At 73.8% G+C, this 21804-nt stretch carries 21 protein-coding genes and 2 pseudogenes; 10 read left to right on the top strand and 13 right to left on the bottom strand.

Annotated elements, in window-relative coordinates:
- Nucleotides 1-45: 45 nt before the first annotated feature.
- Together AB0F03_RS16115 and AB0F03_RS16110 are read left to right on the top strand one after the other, a co-directional pair.
- Nucleotides 46-654, top strand: coding sequence for a TetR/AcrR family transcriptional regulator (locus AB0F03_RS16115; protein ID WP_361991482.1), 609 nt, complete (start codon nucleotides 46-48; stop codon nucleotides 652-654).
- A gap of 87 nt (nucleotides 655-741) precedes the next feature.
- Nucleotides 742-1467 carry a DUF2470 domain-containing protein gene (locus AB0F03_RS16110; RefSeq protein ID WP_361991479.1) on the top strand — a complete coding sequence of 242 codons (726 nt, stop codon included), beginning with the start codon at nucleotides 742-744 and terminating at the stop codon, nucleotides 1465-1467.
- Here AB0F03_RS16110 and AB0F03_RS16105 read toward each other — a convergent pair.
- The 3 genes from AB0F03_RS16105 to AB0F03_RS16095 all read right to left on the bottom strand — a co-directional run bounded on the left by AB0F03_RS16105 (nucleotide 1435) and on the right by AB0F03_RS16095 (nucleotide 5258).
- On the bottom strand, nucleotides 1435-2673 hold the full coding sequence (locus AB0F03_RS16105; RefSeq protein ID WP_361991476.1) for a lactonase family protein: 1239 nt from the start codon (nucleotides 2671-2673) through the stop codon (nucleotides 1435-1437). The genes AB0F03_RS16110 and AB0F03_RS16105 overlap by 33 nt on opposite strands.
- Nucleotides 2674-2830: 157 nt before the next feature.
- Complete coding sequence (locus AB0F03_RS16100) at nucleotides 2831-3961, bottom strand: hypothetical protein (RefSeq protein ID WP_361991473.1); 1131 nt, start codon at nucleotides 3959-3961, stop codon at nucleotides 2831-2833.
- Nucleotides 3962-4004: 43 nt separating this feature from the next.
- Nucleotides 4005-5258 (bottom strand): aromatic acid exporter family protein, encoded by a 1254-nt coding sequence (locus AB0F03_RS16095; RefSeq protein ID WP_361991470.1) that lies wholly within the window; start codon nucleotides 5256-5258, stop codon nucleotides 4005-4007.
- A gap of 193 nt (nucleotides 5259-5451) precedes the next feature.
- Here AB0F03_RS16095 and AB0F03_RS16090 point away from each other — a divergent pair, with 193 nt between their 5' ends.
- Nucleotides 5452-6807 (top strand): erythromycin esterase family protein, encoded by a 1356-nt coding sequence (locus AB0F03_RS16090; protein ID WP_361991467.1) that lies wholly within the window; start codon nucleotides 5452-5454, stop codon nucleotides 6805-6807.
- 139 nt (nucleotides 6808-6946) lie between these two features.
- Here AB0F03_RS16090 and AB0F03_RS16085 read toward each other — a convergent pair whose 3' ends face one another.
- Together AB0F03_RS16085 and AB0F03_RS16080 are read right to left on the bottom strand one after the other, a co-directional pair.
- A complete protein-coding gene (locus tag AB0F03_RS16085; RefSeq protein ID WP_361991464.1) occupies nucleotides 6947-7441 on the bottom strand; it encodes an FBP domain-containing protein in 495 nt (164 codons plus the stop codon).
- A 153-nt stretch (nucleotides 7442-7594) separates the two neighbouring features.
- Nucleotides 7595-8000, bottom strand: a pseudogene (locus AB0F03_RS16080) (LuxR C-terminal-related transcriptional regulator); the annotation flags it as partial.
- A 63-nt stretch (nucleotides 8001-8063) separates the two neighbouring features.
- Between AB0F03_RS16080 and AB0F03_RS16075 the strand changes: the two are divergent.
- Nucleotides 8064-8600, top strand: a complete 537-nt coding sequence (locus AB0F03_RS16075; RefSeq protein ID WP_361991541.1) for a GNAT family N-acetyltransferase — start codon at nucleotides 8064-8066, stop codon at nucleotides 8598-8600.
- Between the two features lie 152 nt (nucleotides 8601-8752).
- On the opposite strand, the gene AB0F03_RS16070 is transcribed toward AB0F03_RS16075, so the two are convergent.
- Nucleotides 8753-9280 carry a GNAT family protein gene (locus AB0F03_RS16070; protein ID WP_361991461.1) on the bottom strand — a complete coding sequence of 176 codons (528 nt, stop codon included), beginning with the start codon at nucleotides 9278-9280 and terminating at the stop codon, nucleotides 8753-8755.
- Nucleotides 9281-10451: 1171 nt separating this feature from the next.
- Here AB0F03_RS16070 and AB0F03_RS16065 point away from each other — a divergent pair.
- Nucleotides 10452-11741: an ROK family transcriptional regulator gene (locus AB0F03_RS16065; RefSeq protein WP_361991458.1), complete on the top strand. Its 1290-nt coding sequence runs from the start codon at nucleotides 10452-10454 to the stop codon at nucleotides 11739-11741.
- A 63-nt stretch (nucleotides 11742-11804) separates the two neighbouring features.
- Here AB0F03_RS16065 and AB0F03_RS16060 read toward each other — a convergent pair whose 3' ends face one another.
- Nucleotides 11805-12068 (bottom strand): hypothetical protein, encoded by a 264-nt coding sequence (locus AB0F03_RS16060; protein WP_361991455.1) that lies wholly within the window; start codon nucleotides 12066-12068, stop codon nucleotides 11805-11807.
- Between the two features lie 49 nt (nucleotides 12069-12117).
- The gene (locus AB0F03_RS16055; protein ID WP_361991452.1) at nucleotides 12118-13149 is read right to left on the bottom strand and encodes an SDR family oxidoreductase; all 1032 of its coding nucleotides are present in this window, start codon (nucleotides 13147-13149) and stop codon (nucleotides 12118-12120) included.
- Nucleotides 13150-13341: 192 nt separating this feature from the next.
- Here AB0F03_RS16055 and AB0F03_RS16050 point away from each other — a divergent pair, with 192 nt between their 5' ends.
- A complete protein-coding gene (locus AB0F03_RS16050; RefSeq protein WP_361991449.1) occupies nucleotides 13342-14232 on the top strand; it encodes an alpha/beta hydrolase in 891 nt (296 codons plus the stop codon).
- Between the two features lie 245 nt (nucleotides 14233-14477).
- Here AB0F03_RS16050 and AB0F03_RS16045 read toward each other — a convergent pair whose 3' ends face one another.
- Both AB0F03_RS16045 and AB0F03_RS16040 read right to left on the bottom strand, forming a co-directional pair.
- On the bottom strand, nucleotides 14478-15140 hold the full coding sequence (locus AB0F03_RS16045; RefSeq protein WP_361991446.1) for an HAD family hydrolase: 663 nt from the start codon (nucleotides 15138-15140) through the stop codon (nucleotides 14478-14480).
- 16 nt (nucleotides 15141-15156) lie between these two features.
- Nucleotides 15157-16224 carry a PHP domain-containing protein gene (locus AB0F03_RS16040; protein WP_361991443.1) on the bottom strand — a complete coding sequence of 356 codons (1068 nt, stop codon included), beginning with the start codon at nucleotides 16222-16224 and terminating at the stop codon, nucleotides 15157-15159.
- Between the two features lie 152 nt (nucleotides 16225-16376).
- On the opposite strand from AB0F03_RS16040, the gene AB0F03_RS16035 reads away from it, so the two are divergent.
- Genes AB0F03_RS16035 through AB0F03_RS16025 form a run of 3 tightly spaced genes read left to right on the top strand, consistent with a single transcriptional unit; the run spans nucleotide 16377 to nucleotide 18497 of the window.
- A complete protein-coding gene (locus AB0F03_RS16035; RefSeq protein ID WP_361991441.1) occupies nucleotides 16377-17183 on the top strand; it encodes an SDR family oxidoreductase in 807 nt (268 codons plus the stop codon).
- A gap of 7 nt (nucleotides 17184-17190) precedes the next feature.
- Nucleotides 17191-18216, top strand: coding sequence for a DNA topoisomerase IB (locus tag AB0F03_RS16030; RefSeq protein ID WP_361991438.1), 1026 nt, complete (start codon nucleotides 17191-17193; stop codon nucleotides 18214-18216).
- A 35-nt stretch (nucleotides 18217-18251) separates the two neighbouring features.
- Complete coding sequence (locus AB0F03_RS16025) at nucleotides 18252-18497, top strand: hypothetical protein (RefSeq protein ID WP_361991435.1); 246 nt, start codon at nucleotides 18252-18254, stop codon at nucleotides 18495-18497.
- 9 nt (nucleotides 18498-18506) lie between these two features.
- On the opposite strand, the gene AB0F03_RS16020 is transcribed toward AB0F03_RS16025, so the two are convergent.
- Together AB0F03_RS16020 and AB0F03_RS16015 are read right to left on the bottom strand one after the other, a co-directional pair.
- The gene (locus AB0F03_RS16020; protein ID WP_361991432.1) at nucleotides 18507-19742 is read right to left on the bottom strand and encodes a family 16 glycosylhydrolase; all 1236 of its coding nucleotides are present in this window, start codon (nucleotides 19740-19742) and stop codon (nucleotides 18507-18509) included.
- 100 nt (nucleotides 19743-19842) lie between these two features.
- Nucleotides 19843-20403, bottom strand: a complete 561-nt coding sequence (locus AB0F03_RS16015) for a VanZ family protein (protein WP_361991429.1) — start codon at nucleotides 20401-20403, stop codon at nucleotides 19843-19845.
- Nucleotides 20404-20827: 424 nt separating this feature from the next.
- Here AB0F03_RS16015 and AB0F03_RS16010 point away from each other — a divergent pair.
- A pseudogene (locus tag AB0F03_RS16010) lies at nucleotides 20828-21056 on the top strand (hypothetical protein).
- A gap of 42 nt (nucleotides 21057-21098) precedes the next feature.
- Here the strand turns inward: AB0F03_RS16010 and AB0F03_RS16005 are convergent.
- A complete protein-coding gene (locus AB0F03_RS16005) occupies nucleotides 21099-21749 on the bottom strand; it encodes a DUF4230 domain-containing protein (protein WP_361991427.1) in 651 nt (216 codons plus the stop codon).
- Nucleotides 21750-21804: the final 55 nt, after the last annotated feature.

The following is a 21804-nucleotide window of genomic DNA, read 5'->3' as shown; positions in this document are numbered from 1 at the left end:
CCAGTGTGGTCCCCTTGTTGAATCGACGTCAAGTAGAGTGACGCCATGCCCGCGAACCAGGGGGAACGCGCCCGGCGCAGACTCAGCACCGAGGAGCGCCGTGAGCAGCTGTTGTCGGTCGGCGCGAGGCTGTTCTCGGAGAGCCCCTACGACGAGGTGCGGATCGAGCGGGTCGCCGAGATCGCCGGGGTGTCCCGCGGGCTGCTTTACCACTACTTCCCGAACAAACGGGACTTCTTCACCGCGGTCGTGGAGCGGGAGAGCGCCCGCATGCTGCGCATGACGGCGGCCGTACCCGGCGTGCCGGTGCGTGAGCAGCTCACCGCCGGCCTCGACACCTACCTCGGTTACGTGGAGGCCCACGCCCACGGCTTCCGCGCCTTCCACCGTGCCGACGCGGCCGGCGACCAGGCCGTACGCCGCGTGTACCGGCAGGCCCTGGCCGCGCAGGAGAAGCAGATCCTGGCCGCGCTCGCCGCCGATCCCGAGTTCGGGTCGGTCCACGAGGCCGGGCCGCAGGTGCGGCTGGCGGTGCGCGGCTGGCTCGCCTTCACCACCGCCGTCTGCCTCGAATGGCTGCGCGGCGAGGGGGAGCCGACCCGGGAGCAGGTGCGTGACCTGTGTGCCCGCGCACTGCTGGGCGTCCTCGCGTAACTCCCTGCCGCGCACGGACGCGGCGTGATTGGCGTACGCCTCGATCTCCGATAGGTTAGGCAAGGCTTGCCTAATAGGAGGTTGGGAATGGGTGACACGCAGGACGGGACGGCCGCACCCGGCGCCGCGGAACGGGCCCGCTCCGTGCCCGCCGCCGCGTGGTCGTGCGCGGTGACCGCGGACGGCGTCCGCGAGGAGTACACCGGCGCGCACACCGTGACCGACGACGGCACGGTGCTGCTGGCGGTGCCCGACGACAGCGCCCTGTTCGCGGCGGCCCTGTGCGCCCCCCGCCAGGAACCCGCCGCCCTGCTGGAGTTCGCCGACGTCGCCCCCGTCCCGGTGCGCGACCGCATCCGCGCCCGGCTCCACCTCTCGGGCCGGCTCGCCCCGTGCGCGGGCACCCTCCTCTTCCGGCCCACCCGGGTGGTGCTCCGGGAGTCCTCCGGTCCCGTGGTCGTCGCCCCGGACGAGTTCGCCGCAGCCCGGCCCGACCCCCTCACCGAGGCCGAACCCCGCCTGCTCACCCACCTCGCCGACGCCCACCCGGACGCCGTCGAGCGCCTCACCCGCCTGGTGCGGCCCGAGAGCCTGCACGCCGCGACACGGGTGGCGCCCCTCGCCGTCGACCGGCACGGACTGACCCTGCGCATCGAACGTCGCCGCGCCCACGGTGACGTACGGCTGCCCTTCCACGCGCCCGCCGACGATGTCGCCCAGCTCGCCGAGCGCGTACACGTCCTGCTCGCGCAGGCGAGCGCCGCCGCCTGCCCCCGCGCGCTACAGCGGCAGCGCGCAGACGGCGACGGGTGAGGCGAACGGCGCGCCCGCGGAGCGCAGCCCGCCGCCGTCCGCGTCGACGTGGAAGACGGTGACCGTGCCGGAGCGCTGGTTCGCCGCGAACAGCAGCCGGCCGTCCGGGGAGAACGCGATCTGCCGCGGGAAATCCCCGCCCACCGGCACCGTGCCGAGCAGCCGTAGCCGGGCCCCGTCGTCCTCGACGGCGTACCGGGCGAGGCTGTTGTGGCCCCGGTTGGCGAGGAACGCGTACCGGCCGTTCGCCGTCACCAGGATCTGCGCCGGGTAGTTGGTGCCGCCGTCGGCGCCCGTCGGCTGCGGCTCACCGACGCTCAGCCGGCCCGTCCCCGGGTCGTAGGCGCACACGGCGATCGTGTCGTCGACCTCGTTGGCCAGATAGGCGTACCGGCCGCCGGGGTGGAACGTCAGGTGGCGCGGTCCCGCGCCGGGCCGGGTGTGCGCCTGCGCCACCTCCGTGAGCGTGCCCCTCGCCAGGTCGAGGCGGTAGGTGTAGACGGTGTCGGTGCCGAGGTCGACGGCGAGGACGTGCCCGCCGTCCGGACTCGTGAGGAACTGGTGCGCGTGCGGGCCCGTCTGGCCGGGGCCCGGCTGCGGGGAGGAGTGCGTGACCAGAGCGGTCCGCCCGCCCAGGGCGCCCGAGGCGTCGACCGGGTGCACGGCCACACTCCCCGAACCGTAGTCGGCGCTGAGCAGCCAGCGGCCGGTGGGATGCACCGACAGATGGCAGGGGCCCGCGCCGCCCGTGCTCCGGGTGCCGAGCACCCGCCGGTCCTGGAGGCGTACGGCCGTGACGCCGCCGTCCTGCCGCTCGTCCACCGCGTACAGCGTGCGGCCGTCCGGGTGCACGGCGAGGTACGACGGGTCGGGGACCCCGGTGAGCGTGCCCGAGCCGGTGATCCGGCCCGACTCCGGGTCGTACGACGCGAGCGCGATGCCGGTGCCGCCGCCCTCGGCGGAGGTGTAGGTGCCCACGTACAGCGGGCGGGGCCCGGACGGTTCGCGGGGCGCCGCGGCGGCGCCCCGCTCGTGGGCGGCGGTCCGGCCGTCCGCCGGTGGCGCCGCCGGGGAGGGCACCGCCACCACGGCCGCCGTGCCCGCCACGGCCCCGACGAACCGGCGCCTGCTCCAGCCGCCACGACGCTCCGCGCCGTCCCGGACCGGGGGAGAACCCCGTCGTGCCGCCCGTGCCTCCGTGTCCATGCCGCACCTCAGGTCGTCGGTCACCCCGCTCGTGACAGCCACCTTGGCCCGCGCCCACCCTCAAGGGCAAGGCCGGCAACAGGTGTTGCGCACTGTGCAACGCGGGCGTGGGAGGGGGGACCGGCCCGACCGCTCCCCGGCAACCGGCGCCCGGCGGTCACCACTCGCCGTCCTCCACCGGCTCGCCCGGGGCGTCCTTCAGGGGGCTGACCTGGCCGGGGGACGGGGACTGCCACGGGTCCAGGTCGGTGCCGAGCCAGTCGCCGACCGGCTTGACCCCCTCCAGGGTCTGCGTGGGGGCGAGGTCCTCGGCGTCCGCGTCGTAGTAGTCGTACCAGGGCAGGCCCGCCCGGGTGTACGCCGCCCGGTCCACCGGTGACGGCGGCGGCGCCTCACCGGTGATCCGGTGCCACTCCGGGGGCGTGACCAGGTGCACGAACACCCGCCCGGCCGGCTCCTCGGACCAGTCCGTGAGCGGCCGGTCGTCCTGGTAGACCTCCTGCCGCATCGAACCGCCGACGCCCAGACCCATGGCCGCGGCGCGCCGCGGGGCGCCGCCCGGAGCCGGTGGCACGGCACCGCCCGGCGGCACGGCACCCCCCGGCGCGGATGCCATCATCGGGCCCGCCGCCCCGGGGGCTCCCCCCACCATGGGCGGCGGGGCCGCGCCGTACCCGCCGGTCACCCCGAAACCGCCGTATCCGCCGGGCACGCCCGGCGTCCGTTCCCGCTCCAGCCGCTCCCGCTCCTCCCGGCGCCGCCACTGCGCGAGGACGTCGTCCCGGAGCGGGAACGACCGGAGCTGGATGCCGCCCCACACCTCCTCACCGGTGACCTGGCCCTCGACCGTGGCGCCCAGCCCGAGGGGCACCGCCACGAACTGGCGGACGGTGCCCTTGCCGGAGTTGATGCCGTCCAGCCAGGGCTGGCGGGGCAGTACCAGGTAGTTCTGCGGACGCCGGACCAGTCGGTCGCTCCACCGCTCCCCGGACACCGCGCACACCTTGCCCGCACCGACCTGGAGGGCGGCCGGCTCCGTCGTACCGGCGAAACTCAGCCACATCGCCTCGCGCAGATACACCGGCAGCATCACGCCACCGCGCGTCCGCCACTGATCCGGCACGCGGTCGGCGTAGTCGGCCACCCGGCGGACGGGGAACTCGCCCAGACCCGGCGGCAGCGGATGCGTGCCCGTCTCCGGCAGCCGCAGCGTGCGCACGAACCGCACCGCCACCCCGCCCGGCAGCCGTACGGTGTTCCCGTCGATCCGGACCCCTGTACCGGTCATGCGCCCGCCCCTCGCTCGGCGCGCCGGCCCGCCCGGCGCCCTCTCACCCAGAACGTTCGCCGAACCCCGCGCGGTTCCGCCACAGCTCCTCCTGGACCCCGAGCCGCTCGCGCAGCCGGGACATCCGGGGCAGCCTGGTCCGCTGCTCCCGGGAGACCCGGTCCAGCTCCTCCAGGAGCCGGCGGGTGCGGTGCTCGGTGTTCAGCTCGTCGATGATGCGGGTCGTCTCGGTCAGTACGGCACCCAGCAGCTGCCAGTGCTCCCAGTCCTTGCGGACCTCCTCCTGGAGCAGCTCGGCCAGCCGGTCCCGGGTGCCGGCCGCGGTGTGCAGCTCGGCGGTCAGGCGGCCCTCCGCCGACTCGGCGTTCTCGCTCAGATGGGTCGTCACCAGCACGGCGAAGCTGACCACCGCGTCGGCGATCTCCGACAGCAGCTGTTCCACGGTGGCCCCCACGTGCGGCGGGAACAGCTCCTCGGACGCGCGGGCCTTCGCCAGGTCGGTGAACGAGCGGGCCAGCACCCGCAGCACGACCGTGCAGATCTCCAGCGTGTCCAGACCGGTGCGCAGCACCACCCGGTGCAGCAGCCCCTCCTTGACGCGCGGATTGAGCCGCAGACTGTCCTCCGCCTGCCGCAGCGCCGCGTCGACCTGCACGATGTCGTGGTCGAGCCGGCGTGCCTCGTGCAGCCGCTCGGCCGCCTGCTCCCAGGGCGTCCGGCCCGCGGCCTCCTCACCCATCCGCAGCATCAGCTGCCGCACCCGGCGCGCCAGGTCCTCGATCGACCGGCCGGCCTCGTCCACCCAGACGGGGGGCGGCAGCAGCAGGTTGCAGGCCGTGCCGACGACCGCGCCGATCAGCGTCTCCACGATCCGTGCCCAGGCGGTGAAGCCGACCGTGGTCACCCCGAGCACCAGCATGGCGCTGATCGCCACCTCGGCCACGTACTCGTCGACGCGCACCAGGTGTCCCACGCCCAGCGCGGCCACGATCAGCAGCGCCAGACTCCACCAGGTCAGGCCGACCAGCACGCTGAAGGCGATGGCCACCAGCACGCCCGCGACCACCGAGTTCACCCGGCGGATGCCGTTGGTCAGGGTGGCGTAGAAGGTCACCTGGACGACCAGCAGGGCGGTCAGCGGCGCGGTGAGCGGGGCCGGTTCGGGACTCAGCCGGAGCGCGATGACATAGGCGATCGTCGCGGCCGTCGCCGACCGCAGCGTCTGGACGACCACCGGCTCCCGGTGGCGTCGCACCAGTCGCAGCAGTCCTGTGTTCCACTTCCGTACGTCGAGCATCCCTTGGCCTGTTCCCGTTCATCGGGCCCATCGAACATGATCGTTTCACCGACCGTTCCTGTCCGCAAAGTTTCAGGTGTGCTCATCGGTCCTTGTCGTCCAGGGAGACGGTCCCGGCCGGGGGCTTGCCCGACCCCCGCAAAGGTGGCTGACCCCATGGCCGCGCGCGGGGCGGGCCGCGCAGCCTGGGGCCATGAAACGACACCGGATCGGCTCGTTGCTCACCCTGCTCACTGCCCTGGCCACCGGCACCGCGGCCGTACCGCAGGCGGCCTTTGCCGCACCCTCCCCGCAGGGGCCGGTGGTCGCCGCCCTCGACCGGGCCGCCCACCCGCTGCGCACGGTGGAACCGGGCGGCCCCGGCGGTGACCTGCGCGCCCTGGACCGGATGGCCGGCGACGCCCGGGTGCTGGGGCTCGGCGAGGCCACGCACGGCTCGCACGACTTCTTCGCCCTCAAGGACCGGGTGTTCCGCCACCTGGTCGAGGAGAAGGGCTTCCGCACCTTCGCCCTGGAGGCACCCTGGACCACCGGCCGGCGCCTGGACGACTACGTGGTGCACGGCACGGGCGACCCGCGGCGGATCTTCGCGGAGGAGTTCCAGCGGGACTACCGGTGGTGGGACAACACCGACTACCTGCGGCTCGTGGAGTGGATGCGCGCCCGCAACATCCGGCACCCCGACGACCCGGTGCGCTTCCTGGGCGACGATGTCGCTTGGGCCGGGCCCGAGGCCTACGACGCGGTCACCACCTATGTGGCGCGCACACACCCCGAGGCGTCCTTCCACTTGGCCGCGCTGTACCGGGGGCTGCGGCCCACGGTGCCGACGGGTCGCTACATCGAGCAGTACCTGCGGACGCCGTACGCCCAGCGCGCCCGGATGGCCGGCCGTACCGGCCGCGCACTGGAACTGCTGCGGCGGCTCGGGCCGGGCCGGGACCGGGCGGCGTACGACGAGGCCCTGCGGAACGCGACCACCGTGGACCAGGTCGCCCGGCAGTACTCCTACGACTTCGAGGACCCGGCGCAGCTCGCCGCGAGCATGCGCTACCGCGACGCGACCATGGCGGCCAACGTGCTGGACTGGCAGCGGCGCACCGGCAGCAGGATCCTGCTGTCCGCGCACGACGCGCACGTCGCTTACGAGCCCCAGGACCCCGCCCACTACCCGAAGGCGCAGGGCGCCTTCCTGCGCGACCGCCTCGGCCCGGACTATGTGAGCGTGGGCCTGACCTTCGACCGCGGCTCGTTCAACGCCACCGGACCGGACGGGTCGGTCCGGCGCTGGACGCTCGGCCCGGCCGGCCCCGACAGCAACGAGGCCACCCTGGACCGGGTGCGCCACCGCGATTACCTGCTCGACCTGCGTACGCTCCGCTCACCCGCGCGCGGATGGCTGACGACGGCCCGGCCGACGCACTGCATCGGCACCGACTATCCCGGCGTTCCCTGCGCCGTGGCCCTCGCCCGCAGTCACGACGTGCTGATCCACCTCCACCGGGTGGAGGCGGCCCGGTGGCGCGACCGGGAGCAGGGCACCGGCTGAGGCCACGCTGGTCGGCCACCGCGTGCGGCCGTCGGAGCGGGGCACCGCGTGACACCGCGGAAGCCGGCCACCGCATGAGCTCGCTGGTCGCCGCGCCCCGCTCCGGCGCCGGGGACGGGGACTCGGGCCCCAAGCCCGGTCAGGCGTACAGCTTGTCGAGGAACGCCGACAGGTTGCCCGTCATACGGGCGATCTGTTCCTCCAGGGTCAGGCTCTCCTCGAACCGGGCGCCGGAATCCGGGACCTTCCTGCCGCGCACGTACAGCGGACACGCCAGGTCCGTGCACATGTACAGCCCGACCGAGTTGCCCTCCCGGCCCGCCGTCCCCGCCTTCCGCGCGGTCATCAGCGACACCCCGCCGCCTGGATGCGTGGTCAGGCACAGCGAGCACATGCTGCGGTGCAGGAAACCGCGCTGCGAGGCGGGGTAGCGCAGGGTGACGCCGATGAGCCGGCCGTCCCGCTCGGTCACCAGGAAGCTGCGGTCGGGGGCCCCGGGATCACGCCAGCCGAGGAAGTCCAGGTCGTGCCAGGGGCGTTCACCGAGATCACGCGGGACCGCCAGCCGCTTGGCCTCGCCCTTGGAGCAGTTGATGAACGAGTCGCGGATGTCCGGCTCGGTGACGGGTCGCATGGGGGAGTCCTCCGGTTTCGGTGTGCCGTGAACCTAAGGGGTCTAGGTTCACGGGTCAGCGTAGGCAGCCCCCGGGACGGCGAGCCAATGGATTTCCGCTGCCGCCGCCGTTCCCGTCGCCTACTCCGCCTCCGCCGGTGCCACTCCGGGCGGCTACGCTCCCGGGGCGAGCACGCCCAGGGCGTAGGCGTGGGCGACCAGTTCGGGGCGGTTGGCCGCGCCCCCACCGTGCCGACAGGCGGCGCAGGTAATAGGTGACGCCGTCCCTGCTCAGTCCCAGCTCCCGGGCGGTGCGGGCGGTGGTGGCGCCACCCGCCGGCAGCGCCAGCACCCGCCGCTCCACCGCGCTGAGCACCGGCCCGGCCGCCGGCCCCGGCGCGGGGCACTCGCCCCGCGCCCGCAGCATCACCAGCAGCGCCGGTGTCTCCTCAACGCTGTCACTCACCGGGTCCGCGGTCAGCTCACCGCACCGCTCGGCCCCGCCGGGCGCCCGCCAGCACACCGACACCTGGTAGCGGGAGCGGTGCCGCAGCCGCAGCGCCTCGGCGATCCGCTCCACCCGGAACTGACGATCCTCTCGTGCATCTTGATCGCTGCCGAGCCTGCTGATCAACTGACCGGCATGACCGAGCTCGGATCCATCGCCTGGCCGCCTGCTCCGATCAAGACCCAGAGGCTCGTGCTTCGTGAGCCCGAGGCCCGGGACCGTGCGGCGGTCATCGAGCTGCTCGCCTCACCAGCGGTGGGCACCTATCTGGGTGGCCCTCGACCGCGTGACGAGCTCGAGCGCGCGATACCCGGGGCACCCGGCCGGCGCCCCGGCCGTTTCACAGTCGATCTGGACGGAGCGATGATCGGCCAGATCACGCTCACCAAAAACACGGGGCACCTTCGTCAGGCTGCCGGGAAAGCCGAGCTGGGCTACCTGTTCCTGCCGCGGGCCTGGGGACACGGGTACGCCGCCGAGGCGTGCCATGCGGCACTCCACTGGTTCGCCGGCGCGCATCCCGGCGAACCAGTGGTGCTCGCCACCCAGACCGCCAACGTCCGGTCCATGCGCCTCGCGGCGAAGCTGGGGTTCGTCGAGGTGGAGCGGTTCGAGGCCTATGGCGCCGAGCAGTGGTTCGGCGTGTGGTCCTCGGTCACATCGACCGATTGAGCTCGTGCTCGACGGCGCGGTGCCGCCCACGGCTCCGGACCGGGCCAGGTCCGCCGGGTGACCGGGCGCGCCTTCGCCCGGCTTCGCCGGTTCGGACGACCGCGCATCCGTTCGCGAAGGACGAGCTGACTCCGTCAGGGCCTGTCGATCAGTCAGTCGCCGAGGATCCGCTCCCACAGCAGCCCGTCCCGCCAGCTTCCGTCGAGAAAGATCGAGGAGTGCGCGACACCGTACGGGCTGAACCCGTTGCGGCGCAGCACCCGCTGGGACGGCAGATTCTCCAGCTGGGTGGATGCCTCGGCGCGGTGCAACCCGAGTTCGTCCGTCATCACCCGGAGTGCAAGCCCGACGGCGCGCCCGGCGTGCCCCTGGTTCTGGGCGGCGCCCGCGATCCAGTATCCGACGGAGCCGCGGCGCAGGTGTGGCTGCGGCAGGATGCCTCCGACGGTGACCTGCCCGATCACCTGGTCGCCGGCGAGGACCACGCCCGGCCAGGCCGTACCGGCCCGGTGGCCGGCCAGCAGCCTCTCGATCCGCTCCGCCTGGCCCTCCGGGGTGAAGAACGCGGCCGGCTGGGCGGGTTCCCACGGGCGGAAAGCCTCGAAGTCCCGGGTCCTGTGCGCGGCGATCGGGGCGGCGTCGGTGGGTTCGATCAGGCGGATGCTGGTGCTGCCGCGCATGAGCTGACCCCCGTCGCGGTGTGTCGGATGAGACGGCCAACCTACGCGAGCCGCAAGAGCCGCCGGTGCTGGACAACCGCCTGGCCAGGCGTTTCATTCTGAAACGATCAGTATGTCCCCGGGCGACAGCCCCGTACGGGGAGTCAGGCGCGGCCGGGACCACCGGGGCGTGTGATCCGGGACCGGCTCCAAGGGGGCGTCCCGGGCGGGTCCGGCCCTCCCGCGCAAGTCCCGGCGCACGCTTTCCACTGCACGATCGTGCAGTGCCGTGGCGCGGGCACGGCCCATGGGTCGACCACCTGGAAGCAGTACGTCCGCTTCCGTGAAAGGCAGTTGCCGCGTCATGCCCCCCACCGCACCGCACCGCACCCCGAGCCGGCCGGCACCCTGCCCGGCGTCCCCGTCGTGGACATCACCGCGACCGGTGTCGGCCGCACCCCGATCCAGCAGGTCATGGAGCTGATGCACATCCTCCCCGCCCCGTCCCCCTGGCCGGGCCCACTCCACCCACCTCGTTCGCGGTGCCGCCCTTGCGGCTTCGCCGAGCCCGCTTGTCTCGCCGGTCCTGCGGCTTCGCCGAGTCCCCGACTCCGTCGACGCGTGATCCGGCCGAACCCGCCAAACCGCTCATTGCCGAGCCTGCGGCCTCGCCGAGCCCGCGAATTCACCGCAGCTGCACTCCGGCTGCACCTGCACTCCGGCCGATCCGGCCGAACCTGCGGCCTCGCCGACCTGCGTTCCCGCGGAGCCCCCGGCCCCGCTCAACCTGCGGGCTTCGCCAAGCCCCGGGCTTCGCCAAGCCCGCGATCCCACGAGCCTGCCAGCTCCGCTGTGCCTGCGAGCTAGCCGCACTCCTGGCCCCAGGGATCCGCCGAACCCCCGATCCCCGCCGGCCCGGGCCGTCTGGGCCCCGACCCCCGGAACCCCCGACCCCGCAGCCCCCGCCCCCGAAGCCCCCGACCCCCGCAGCCCCCCGACGCCCACAACCCCGCAGCCCCCGACCCCCGCCCGCCCCCGACCCGCCGGTCCGACCCCCGCCCCCCAGAACCCCGGGCGGATCCGCCCGGGCACCCGCTTCGCTCATAGTTTGAAATAAGGGTTCGTGTGAAGTCGCGTCCGGTCCTGCCCGGGAGGTATGTTGCAGGTCGGGCAGGGGATGGGAAGGAACCACATGACGGGGCGGAACGGACGCACGGTACGTGATCTCCGGCGCGGCAACCGCACGGCGGTGCTGCAACGGCTGTACTTCGACGGCCCGCTCAGCCGCTTCGAACTGGGTCCCGCAACCGGGCTGAGTTCCGGCTCGGTCAGCAACGTGGTCGCGGACCTGGTCGCCGACGGCCTGGTCGAGGAGGCCGGCAGTGTCGACTCCGACGGCGGCCGGCCCCGCACCCTGCTGCGTGTCGCCCCGCACAGCGGCCAGATGATCGGCGTCGATGTCGGCGAGACCCGCGTCCGCGTGGAGTTGTTCGACCTCGCCCTCACCGAACTCGCCCGCGCGGAGAGGCCGTTGACCCCGCAGGGCTACGATGTCGACGTCATCGCCGGCCATATCCGCGACGGCGTCGCCGAGGTCCTCACCGCCCGGCAGGCCGATCCGGACCGGCTGCTCGGCGTCGGCGTCGGCGTCCCCGGCATCGTCGAGCGTTCCCCGGACCGGGGTGCCGTGGTCCACGGGCAGACCATCGGCTGGGACGCGGTCCCGCTGGAGCAGCTGCTCCGCTCGTCCTCACCGCTGCCCGAGGAGGTGCCGTACTTCATCGACAACGGCGCCAAGACCCTCGGCCAGGCGGAGATGTGGTTCGGGGCCGGCCGCGGGGCCCGCAACGCCGTGGTCGTGCTGTTCGGTTCCGGCGTCGGCGCCTGCCTGGTCACTCCCGAGGCGGAGCACGGGCAGGCCCTGGAGTGGGGTCATCTGACGGTCCGGGTGCGCGGGCGTCGCTGCCGCTGCGGCGCGCCCGGCTGCCTGGAGGCGTACGCGGGCGCCGAGTCACTGCTCGCCCGCTGGCGCGAGGAGGGCGGCCGGCCGCCGGCGGACACCGACGAGGAGACCGCGCTCACCGCGATGCTCGCCGCCGCCTACCCGGCCGAGGGCGACGCGGCGGACCCGGTCGCGCTGGCCGTCCTGGAGGAGACCGCCGAGTACCTCGGCGCCGGCCTCTCCGACCTGATCAACCTCTTCCAGCCCGAGCGCATCCTCATCGGCGGCTGGGCCGGGCTCCAGCTCGGCGCCCGCTTCCTGCCCGCCGTACGCCGACACGCGGCGACGTACGCCCTGCGGCACCCGGCGGACAAGGTGACCATCGACCTCGGCCGGCTGGGGCCCGACGCGGTGACGGTCGGCGCCGCGATCCTGCCGCTGGCCGCGTTCTTCACCAGCGGCGGACGGCGCCCGGAACCGGTCGGCGAGGCCCGGCTGCCCGCCTGGCGCACCGCGCTCCAGGAACGCGCCCCGCGCTGAGCCGGCGCTCCCCACGAAGGCCCGTACGGTGCGCCGGCCCGCGCGGACGCCCGTACGGGGGTCTCAGTCCGACGGTTCCTGGGGCGCGGGATGCTCCGGGTGCACCGTGCCCTGCCGTGGCGCGCCCTGCGGGCCGCTGCCGGCTTCGTCGGTGTCCGGCACGGCTCCCTCGTCCGGCACGGCGTCCTCGTCCGGCGTGTCGCCGAGCGCGTGTCCCGGTACGACGTCCAGCGGGTCCTCGCCGGGACCGGCCTGCTGATCGGGCATGTCCCTGGGCACCGGCCGCTCCTCGGCTCCGGACGTGCCACCGGGTTCCTGCACCGCCATGGTGTTCTCCGCTCCTCTTCGGCTCGAACTGTGGGTCTCGGTGATGTGCTCAGCCGACCTTGCGTCCCCGCATCGGCTCGGTCTCCATGCCGCCGCCCTTCTGGAAGCCGTCCAGGAACTCCTGGAGGACCTCGGTCGCCGTGTACCGCGGCTGCCAGCCCAGCTCGGCGCGCGCCCGGCCGCTGTCCATCATCGGCAGCCGCAGCACGGCGTCGAACAGGTGCGGTGAGGCGGGCAGCAGGCGCAGCCCCCACGCGGCGGCGATCGCCGACCGGACGGCCGTACGCGGCAGCCGCACCGGCCGTGAGCCGAGCAGCTCGGCGAGCACGCCGGCGTCGAGCGGGGGATCGGCGGCCAGGTTGAAGGGGCCGCGGGCGGTGTCCGTGTGCACCGCGAGCCGGTAGGCCTCGGCGGCGTCGTCCGTGTGCAGGGCCTGCACCCGCAGGCCGGGGACGTCCGGCAGGAACGGCAGCAGCTCCGGCCGGGCCAGCGGACCGGGTAGGAACCGCCCGCCGAAGATCCGCCGCTGCTCGCTCGCGGACTGCCACTTGAACAGGAACGCGGGCCGCATGCGGACCACCCGCACCTCGGGGTGGTCGCGTTCGAACACGTCCAGGGTGCGCTCCAGGTAGGCCTTCTCCCGGCAGTACGCGGCGTCCGGCCAGCCGTGTGTGGGCCAGGTCTCGTCCACCGCGTGGTCCTTCGGCCCCGGCGAGTACGCCCCGACGGAGGAGGCGTGCACCAGCACCGGCACCCGGGCCGCGGCGACCGCCTCGAACACCCGGATACTGCCGAGCACATTCGTCCGCCAGGTGGTGGCCGGGTCGTGGGTCGGCTGGAACGCCCAGGCCAGATGGATCACGGCGTCGGCGCCCTCGAAGCGCTCCGCGAGGTTCTCCCGGTCCGAGGCCAGGTCGACGGCGGACCACTCGGTCTTCGCGGGCGACCACTCGGGTGTCCGCCGGGCCAGTCCCCGCACCGACTTGACGGCGGGATCCTCCGAGAGCAGACGCACCACGCTGGTCCCGACATTGCCGGTGGCGCCGGTCACGACGACCCTGCTGCCCACTGAGCTGCTCACCTTCGGCTCCTCTCGTCGTCACGGCGGCGGCTGAGACGAGCGGCCGGGTACCCGGGCGCCGTGCCCGCACACGCGGCATGACGTCACGGGTAATCGACCGCGCGGCCCCTTCCGCGGAACCATCGGATCACCGAGCACGGCGGACGTCCCGTCCCGCCGCCGGATCCGTACCGGAACCCCAGGAGGCCTTCCATGCCGTACTTCGCGAGCCCCGTCGACGGCGCCCGCCTGCACTACGCCGACCACGGCCCCGCCACGGGGCCCGTCGCCGTCTTCGTCGCCAGCGCCTACCTGGGCCACGACATGTGGGAGCACCAGATGCTGCCGCTCGCCGAGGCCGGCTACCGCTGCGTCGGCCTGGACCGCCGGGGCCACGGCCGGTCCGAGGACACCTGGACGGGGTACGGCCTGGACACTCTCGCCGACGACCTGCACGGCCTGCTCGACCACCTGGACCTGCGCGAGGCCACCCTGATCGGGCACTCGGTCGGCACCGCCGAGGTGGTCCGCTGCCTGACCCGGCACGGCAGCGCGCGGGTGGCCCGTGCCGCGCTGGTCGCCGGCGTCACCCCGGGCCTGGTCCGTTCACCGGGCCTGCCGCAAGGCCTGGACCCGGCGGCCGTCCAGGCCGACGACGAGGTGTTCCGGCGTGACCGGGCAGCGTACTTCGCCGCTTCGGCCGACGACTTCTTCGCCGTGCACCGGCCCGGCAACGAGGTGTCGCCGGAGTACGTCCGCCATCTGATCGACCGTTGCCTCACCTCCACGCCCCGCGCCTCGAACGGCGTACGGGCCGTGGTCGCCGCCCTGGATCTCACCGCGGAGCTGCCCACGGTCGGGGTCCCGGTGCTGGTCGTGCACGGCACCCACGACACCTCGGCGCCGCTGGCCCTCACCGGTGAGCGCGCGGCACGCCTGGTGCCGGACGGCACGCTGAAGGTCTACGAGAACGGCGGCCACGGCCTGTTCACCACGCACGCGGAACTGCTCACGGCGGACCTGCGCGAGTTCCTCGGCTCCGTGCCCGGGTCCGTGCCCGGGCGGACGGCCGCGGCGGCCGCGGCGGACGCCGCCGGCCGGTGAACGGGCCGCCGGGCAGGCTGCCGGACAGAGAGAAGCCCCGGCCGTGACGGGGGAATCACGGCCGGGGCGGTCGGAGGTGGGTGCGGACGGCGGTCGCCTCGCGGCGAGACGCTCCACAGGGCTTCAGCCGGACGATCGTCCCTGTGGGCAGAAGGTGAGGCCCGGGGACACTGTCCCGTCCACACCCACGGCTGGTTCAACGGGCAACTACCCCGGAGTGTTCCGCCCGGCCGGCATGACCTGCGTCACTCCCCGCCGAACGGGCTCTCCGCCAGACGGTCCAGCAGGTCGGCCGGGTCGGCGTACACGGCCTCGGCGCCCGCCTCCTCCAGGTCGGCCCGGGGGAGCCCGCCGCACAGCACCCCCACACAGCGGACGCCGGCCTTGCTGCCCGCCTGCATGTCCCAGACGGTGTCCCCGACGAACACGGCCCGCGAGGCCGGGACCCCGGCCAGCTCCAGCGCGTGTTCCACCGGCTCCGGTGACGGCTTGCCCTCCCGTACGTCGTCGGCGCTCGCCGTGTCCGTGATGGCGTCGTCCGCGCCGATCGCCCGGCGCAGCGCGCCCAGCTCGGCACCGCTCGCCGAGGTGGCTAGGACCACCGTCCAGCCGTTCCCGCTCAGCCGCCGCAGCAGTTCGGCCGCCCCCGGCAGGGCGGGCAGCCGGTCGAAGTACTGGCCGTACAGCGCCTTGTGCGCGGCGCTCAGCGCCGAGTCCTGGTCCTTGTCCCGGTCGTCGCCGAGCAGATGCGCGACCAGGTCCTCGGAACCCAGCCCGACGGCCCGGTGCACGGCGTGCATGGGCACGTCGTGACCCGCCTGCCGGAACGCCTCCCACCAGGTCACGACATGCAGGTGATTGGTGTCGACGAGGGTTCCGTCGACGTCGAACACGGCGGCGCGGTCCATGGGGGTCCTTTCCTCTTCAGCTCTCCGACCGGGTACCACGCCCGGACCCTGCCACGCGTGCCGGCAGCCGTCCTTCGCGCGTCCAGCCCAGCAGCTCCCCGGCCGACCAGGTCGTCACCACCCGTTCGGGCGGCACCCCGCACTCCTCGGCCCGGGCGCAGCCGAGGATCTGCCAGTCCAGCTGCCCGGGCGCGTGGGCGTCGGTGTCGACCGCGAACAGCACCCCCGCCTCGACCGCCGCGCGCAGCAGCCGCCGGGGCGGGTCCAGTCGCTCCGGACGGCTGTTGATCTCCACGGCCGTGCCGGACTCGGCGCACGCGGCGAACACCTCCGCCGCGTCGAACTCCGACTCCGGCCGCCCCCGGCCCGTCACCAGACGCCCGGTGCAGTGCCCGAGGACATCGGCGTGCGGACTGCGGACGGCGGCCACCATCCGGCGCGTCATCGACCGGGCGTCCATCCGCAGCTTGGAGTGGACCGACACCACGACCAGGTCCAGCCGCTCCAGCAGCTCCGGCTCCTGGTCCAGCGAGCCGTCCTCCAGGATGTCGCACTCGATGCCGGTGAGCAGCCGGAACGGTGCCCAGCGCGCGTTCAGCCCCGCCACCACCTCCAGCTGCTCCCGCAGCCGCTCCGGCGACAGTCCGCGGGCCACGGTCAGGCGCGGCGAATGGTCGGTGAGCACGGTCCACTCGTGCCCCAGCCCGGCCGCCGCCCGCCCCATCTCCTCGATCGGGCTGCCCCCGTCCGACCAGTCCGAGTGCGTGTGGCAGTCCCCGCGGATCAGGGCCCGCAGCGCGGCGCCGGGGCCGTCCACCGGGGCCGGCGCACCGGCCTCCTCCTCCAGCGTGCGCAGATAGCCGGGCACCTCACCGGCCAGCGCCTCCCGCACCACCTGGGCGGTCTTCGGCCCGACGCCCTTCAGGGTCTCCAGGGTCCCGGCCGCCGCCCGCCGGGCCACCTCCTCCCCGGGCAGCGCGGCGAGCACCCGGGCGGCCGTGCGGAAGGCCCGTACCCGGTAGGTGGGCGCGAGGGACCGCTCCAGCAGGAAGGCGATCCGGTCCAGGGCGGCGACGGGTTCCATGCACACCAGGTTCACACCGGGCACCCCGCGGGGGCGCGGCGAACCGCAGGACACGCCCCACGCCGGCCCGCCGCGGTGCGCGGTCCCCGGCACCGGTTTGCCCGCACCGCCCCCGGGTACTGCGGTGATCACCCGGATGTGAGGAGGCCGTCATGTCCAGCCCAGCCGCAGCACGCCGCACGGCGGTCGTCACCGGTGCGGACAGCGGCATCGGCCGCGCCACCGCCGTACGGCTGGCCGAGGCCGGCCTGGACGTCGGTTTCACCTGGCACTCCGACGAGAAGGGCGCCGAGGAGACCGCGCGGGAGATCCGCGCGCACGGCCGCAGGGCCGTCGTCGGCCGGCTCGATCTGACCCGGCCGCCCGAGGCCGCCGACACCGTGGACGGGCTCTGCGAGGAACTGGGCCGCGTCGACGTGCTGGTCAACAATGCCGGTACGGGGACCATGACCCCCTTTCTCGACCTGGACCTGGCGGATGTGCGCCGGGTCCTGGACGTCGACCTCGTCGGGCCGTTCCTGCTCGGGCAGCGGGCCGCCCGCCGCATGATCCGGCAGGGCGACGGCGGCCGGATCGTCAACGTCACCTCCGTCCACGAGCACCAGCCCCGGGTCGGCGCGGCCCCGTACTGCGCGGCCAAGGCCGGGCTCGGCCTGCTCACCCAGGTGATGGCCCTGGAGCTGGCCGAGTACGGCATCACCGTGAACGCGGTCGCGCCGGGCGAGATCGCCACCCCGATGACCGGCCAGGAGGACACCGACGTGCAGACCGTGAGCCGCCCCGGCGTACCGCTGGGCCGGCCGGGTGACGCCCGCGAGGTCGCCGCGGTCATCGCCTTCCTGGCGAGCCCGGACGCCTCCTACGTCACCGGCGCCTCCTGGAGCGTGGACGGCGGCATGCTGCGCATGGGTCCCCAGGCCGGCTCGCATCTGACCAGCGACGACTGGCGCCGGCCCTGAGACGCCGATGAGACTGCGCACCAGTTCCTGCGACGGCCCCGGCTACCGGCGCATCCGCTGCGGCCGGGGATTCCGCTACGTCGACTGCACCGGCGAGCGCCTCACCGATCCCGGACAGCTCGCCCGCGTCCGCGCCCTGACCATCCCGCCCGCCTGGCGCGACGTGTGGATCTGCCCCTGGCCCAACGGCCACCTCCAGGCCGTCGGCACCGACGCGGCCGGGCGCCGCCAGTACCTGTACCACGAGCAGTTCCGCGCGGAGCAGGACCGAGCCAAGCACGAGCACGTACGGCAGGTGGCGCGGGCCCTGCCGGAGCTGCGCGCCCAGGTGGCCCTGGACCTGGCCGGGTGCGGGCTGAGCCGCGCCCGGGTGACGGCCTGCGCGGTCCGCCTGCTCGACCTGGGCTTCTTCCGTATCGGCAGCGACCGGCACACCCGCACCAGCGAGACCTACGGCCTGACGACCATGCTCCGCGAGCACGTCGCCTGCGGACAGGGCGAGATCACCTTCAACTTCCCGGCGAAGGGCGGCGTCGAGATGGTGCGCGCCCTCGTCGACGACCAGGTGCGCACCGTCGCCCTCGCGCTGCTGCGCCGCCCGCGCGGCGGCGACCGCTTCCTCGCCTTCCACGAGGGCGGCGCCTGGCACGACCTGCACGGCGACGACCTCAACGCGGCGCTGCGCGGGCTCACCGGCACCGACGTCACCGCCAAGGACTTCCGCACCTGGCACGCCACCGTGCTGGCCTCCGTCGCGCTCGCCGTGACCACGCGCCACGCCCGTGCCACCGAGGCGGCCCGGCGCCGGCAGATCGCCCGGGCCGTCCGCGAGGTCAGCCACTACCTGGGCAACACCCCGGCGGTGTGCCGGGCGTCGTACATCGACCCGAAGGTCTTCGAGCTGTTCGAACAGGGGGTGACCATCGCCCCCGCGCTCACCCGGCTGGGCGAACACGGGGACTTCGGGCGTCCGGCCACGCAGGGGCCCGTCGAGAAGGTGGTTCTCGATCTCCTGGACGGTTCCGGTGGATGACCCGCCCGGGCGGGTCGCGTTCTACCCTCGATGGCATGACCGAACAAGCAGTTCCCTACATGTCCCGTCCGCGGATCCTGGTCCTCGGTGTGTGCCCGGGCAGGCCGGGCGAGCCGCCGTTCAGGATCATGGAGATCGACGGTGAGGTGATCGGCGAGGCGCGGACCGTCACGGACGTGCTGGAGGCCGCCGCCGCCCACGGTCTTCCCATCCACGATCTGGACGACCCGGACGTGGTCCGCTTCGTGGGCGGCGACAAGTACACGTGGAGAGTGCACTGAGCGGACGGCTCAGCCGACCGTCCATTTCTGGTTGGCGCCGCCCGAGCACGTCCAGAGCTGGAGCCGGGTGCCGTTGGCCGAGTTGTTCCCGGTGACGTCGAGGCACTTGTTCGCCTGGGGGTTGACGATGTCGTGCGCCGCGGTGACGGTCCACTTCTGGTTCGGGCCGCCGGTGCAGTCCCACAGCTGGACGGCCGTGCCGTCGGCCGTACCGTTGCCCGTCACGTCCAGGCACTTGCCGAGCGCCCGGAGCGTGCCGTCCGAGCCGACGGTCCACTGCTGCGCGGGGGTGCCGTTGCAGTCGTAGAGCTGGACCGGCGTGCCGTTGGCGCTGTTGGCGCCGGCGACGTCGGCGCACTTGCCGGCGAGGCCCCGGAGCGGCACACCGGAGGGGTTGTCCGCGGTCGTCACCGACACCGAGTCCACCAGGAGCTGCTGCGGGAACTGGGTGGAGGCGTCCGGGTCGCCGGGCCAGTAGCCGCCGACCGCGAGGTTCAGGATCAGGAAGAACGGCTTGTTGTCGTACACCCAGGTCTTTCCGCCCAGGTCGGCGGGGGTGCGCCGCTGGTAGACGGTGCCGTCCACCGACCAGGTGATCGAGCCGGGCGCCCAGTCGACGGCGAAGGTGTGGAAGGCGTCCGCGAAGGCTTGCCCGTTCGGCAGGGTGTAGCCGGCGCCTATGCCGCCCGAGCCCGAGTAGCCGGGGCCGTGGATGGTGCCGTGCACGGTCGAGGGTTCGAAGCCGACGTTCTCCATCACGTCGATCTCGCCCGAGTCCGGCCAGTTGACCGGCGTGCCGAGCATCCAGAACGCGGGCCACATGCCCTGCCCGCGCGGGATCTTCATGCGGGCCTCGACATGGCCGTAGGTGGCCTGGAACTTGCCGGCCGTGTTCAGCCGGGCCGAGGTGTACTGGCAGCTGCCGTACCAGCACTGGTAGCCGGCCGGGTTCTCCTTCCGGGCCGTGATCACCAGGTGGCCCTGTCCGTCCAGGGCGGCGTTCTTCGTGCCCGACGTGTAGTACTGCCGTTCGTGGTTGTTGACGTTGTCACCGGTCTCCAGGGTCCACTTCGAGGAGTCGACCGCGGCACCCGCGGGCCCGTCGAAGGTGTCCGAGAAGGTGGTGGCGGCCGCTGCCGCGGGGGCGGCGGTCTGCGCCCGGGCGGGGCCGACGGCGGCGGAACCGATCAGCGCGGCGGACAGGGCGGCGAGGAGACATCTGCGGAGCAGACGCGGGGAGGCCATGGCTCTCCGTTCGGTGTGGGGGGAGCGAATGTGATGCCTCTTGATTTAAGAAGTGAGATAAGGGCCCGTCAATACTCTGGTACGGACCTGTCGGCCGCCCTTACTCCGCCGGGGGCTCGGCCACGCGCCGGTGCACCCCGCGACCGAGCCGCCGCCCGAGCAGTAGCCAACCGAGCAGTGCCCCGGTCGTGTTGAGGATGACGTCGTCGATGTCGAAGGCCCGCCCGGTGACCAGCGCCCCCTGCACCAGCTCCACCATCAGCATCACCAGCGCGGTCAGCACCAGGACGTGGAGCACCCCCCGGGCGCGCGGCGCGAGGACCGGCACCAGCACCCCGAACGGCACGCCGAGCAGCACGTTCCCGCCGAGCTGCTTGAGCGCGTCCCGTACCGACGCATGCTCCAGATACGCCCTCAGCGAGCTGCCCGGGTGCAGGTTGCTGTGCGTCAGGGACACGGACGCGGGGGACGGCTGGAGCGTGATCCGGGCCAGTACGACGGCGAACGCCACCATGAACGCGAACGCGGCCAGGACCGCCAGCAGCCGGACGGGCAACGGCAGCGCGTGCCGCGGCACGGCCGCTGGACGGGGCTCCTCGGCCTCGGGCCGCTTCCTCGCGGTACGCAGCACCGCGGGCAGGCGCAGGGCGGTTCGGGCCATCGGGTCCTCCAGTCGTCAACCTCCGCGTTCCGTAGGCCGCTTACCCGCGCCTCGCTCCACGATGCCGCCGTCCCGCCACCCACCCGCGGAATCCGTTCACACTCCCGGGACACTCCGGATGCGGATCCGCGTGCCGCCCGCGCCCGCGCCCGCGTCCGGCGGTGCTCGGCCGGCCCCCAGCGGCTGCCGGACACATCACCGCACACGTCTGCGGAGCGGACGAGGAGGTGCCGGATGATCCGCCTCCCCGCCGCGCGCGGACCTCCTCGCGCTCGGTGGACTCCTGGCCTGGTGGGTGACGCCGGCGCTGCCGTGGCTGGTGCGCCCTGTTGACTGGTGGCACCGTCATCGCCTCCCGTGCCCCGGCAGGCGGCGTCCGCGGGGTGCGCGTGGGTGACCGCAGGCCGGGCGGGGGAGGTGGGGGATGGCCGATGCAGTGATCGTCGCCGTGCTGCTGCCGGTGGCCGGTTCCCCCCGCAGCCGTGGCCCGGCGCGACCCCACCCGGCAGGCCCTCGTCCTCTCGGTGTTCGCGGTCTTCCTGGCGGTGCCGCTCACCGTGCTCCAGGCCCCGGACGTCGGCCTGTCCCAGCCCCAGCCGGCCGCCGGCTCCGCCCTCACCCCGCTGCTGATCATCGGCGACTACGTGGCCTGACTGCTGGTGGCGTCACCGTGCTGGGGGCGCTGACCCGGCCGGTCAGCCGCGGTAGGAGATGCGCACCTCCTCGAAGCCGAGGGAGCGCAGGAGGCCCTGGAGCATGCCGGTGGTGTTGTGCTCGGCGCGGGCGGTGAGCCCGCTGCTCCTGGCCGCGTCGCCGATGTGCCGGACGGCGAGTTTCTGCACGGCCTGCTCGCTGTTGGGGTTGTCCGAGAACAGGTCGCCGAGCCGGTCCAGCAGCCCGCGCTGCTTGGACACGGCGTAGGAGTGACGGGGGTCGAGTGCGGGGGTGCCGAGCCGCGCGTGCGGCAGCCGGAGCGTGGCGGACGTACGGTCGCCGTTGACCGTGACGTCGTTCTCGCCGATCCGGCCGAGGTCGACGTAGGCGTCCACGGAGCCCGCGCCGACGTAGAGGGTGCGGGTGCCGCGGATCGCGTCCGGCAGGAACTTCGCGTCCTTCTCCAGGTCCACGACGACCTGGAAGGTGCCGGACGCGGCGTCGTAACGGCTCATGTCCCGGACGGACTTCAGCAGTGCGGGTCCGGAACGGTCGTGGGTCTCCGTGCCGAACAGGTCCTTGATGCCCGGCAGTACGGCCAGCCGGATCCCGGCGAACAGCACGGCGAGCACCAGTACGAGCGCGGCCACGGCCTTGGCCCAGCCGGGCAGGCGTCTGACGGGAGTCGTCATCGCGACGGCCCTCCTTCCTGCTGACCGGATTCCCGCCAACGGCCGGTTCAGGCAG

The organism is Streptomyces sp. NPDC028722, from assembly GCF_040637655.1.
GTDB lineage: Bacteria > Actinomycetota > Actinomycetes > Streptomycetales > Streptomycetaceae > Streptomyces.
This window is presented reverse-complemented; position numbering and strand designations above follow the sequence as displayed.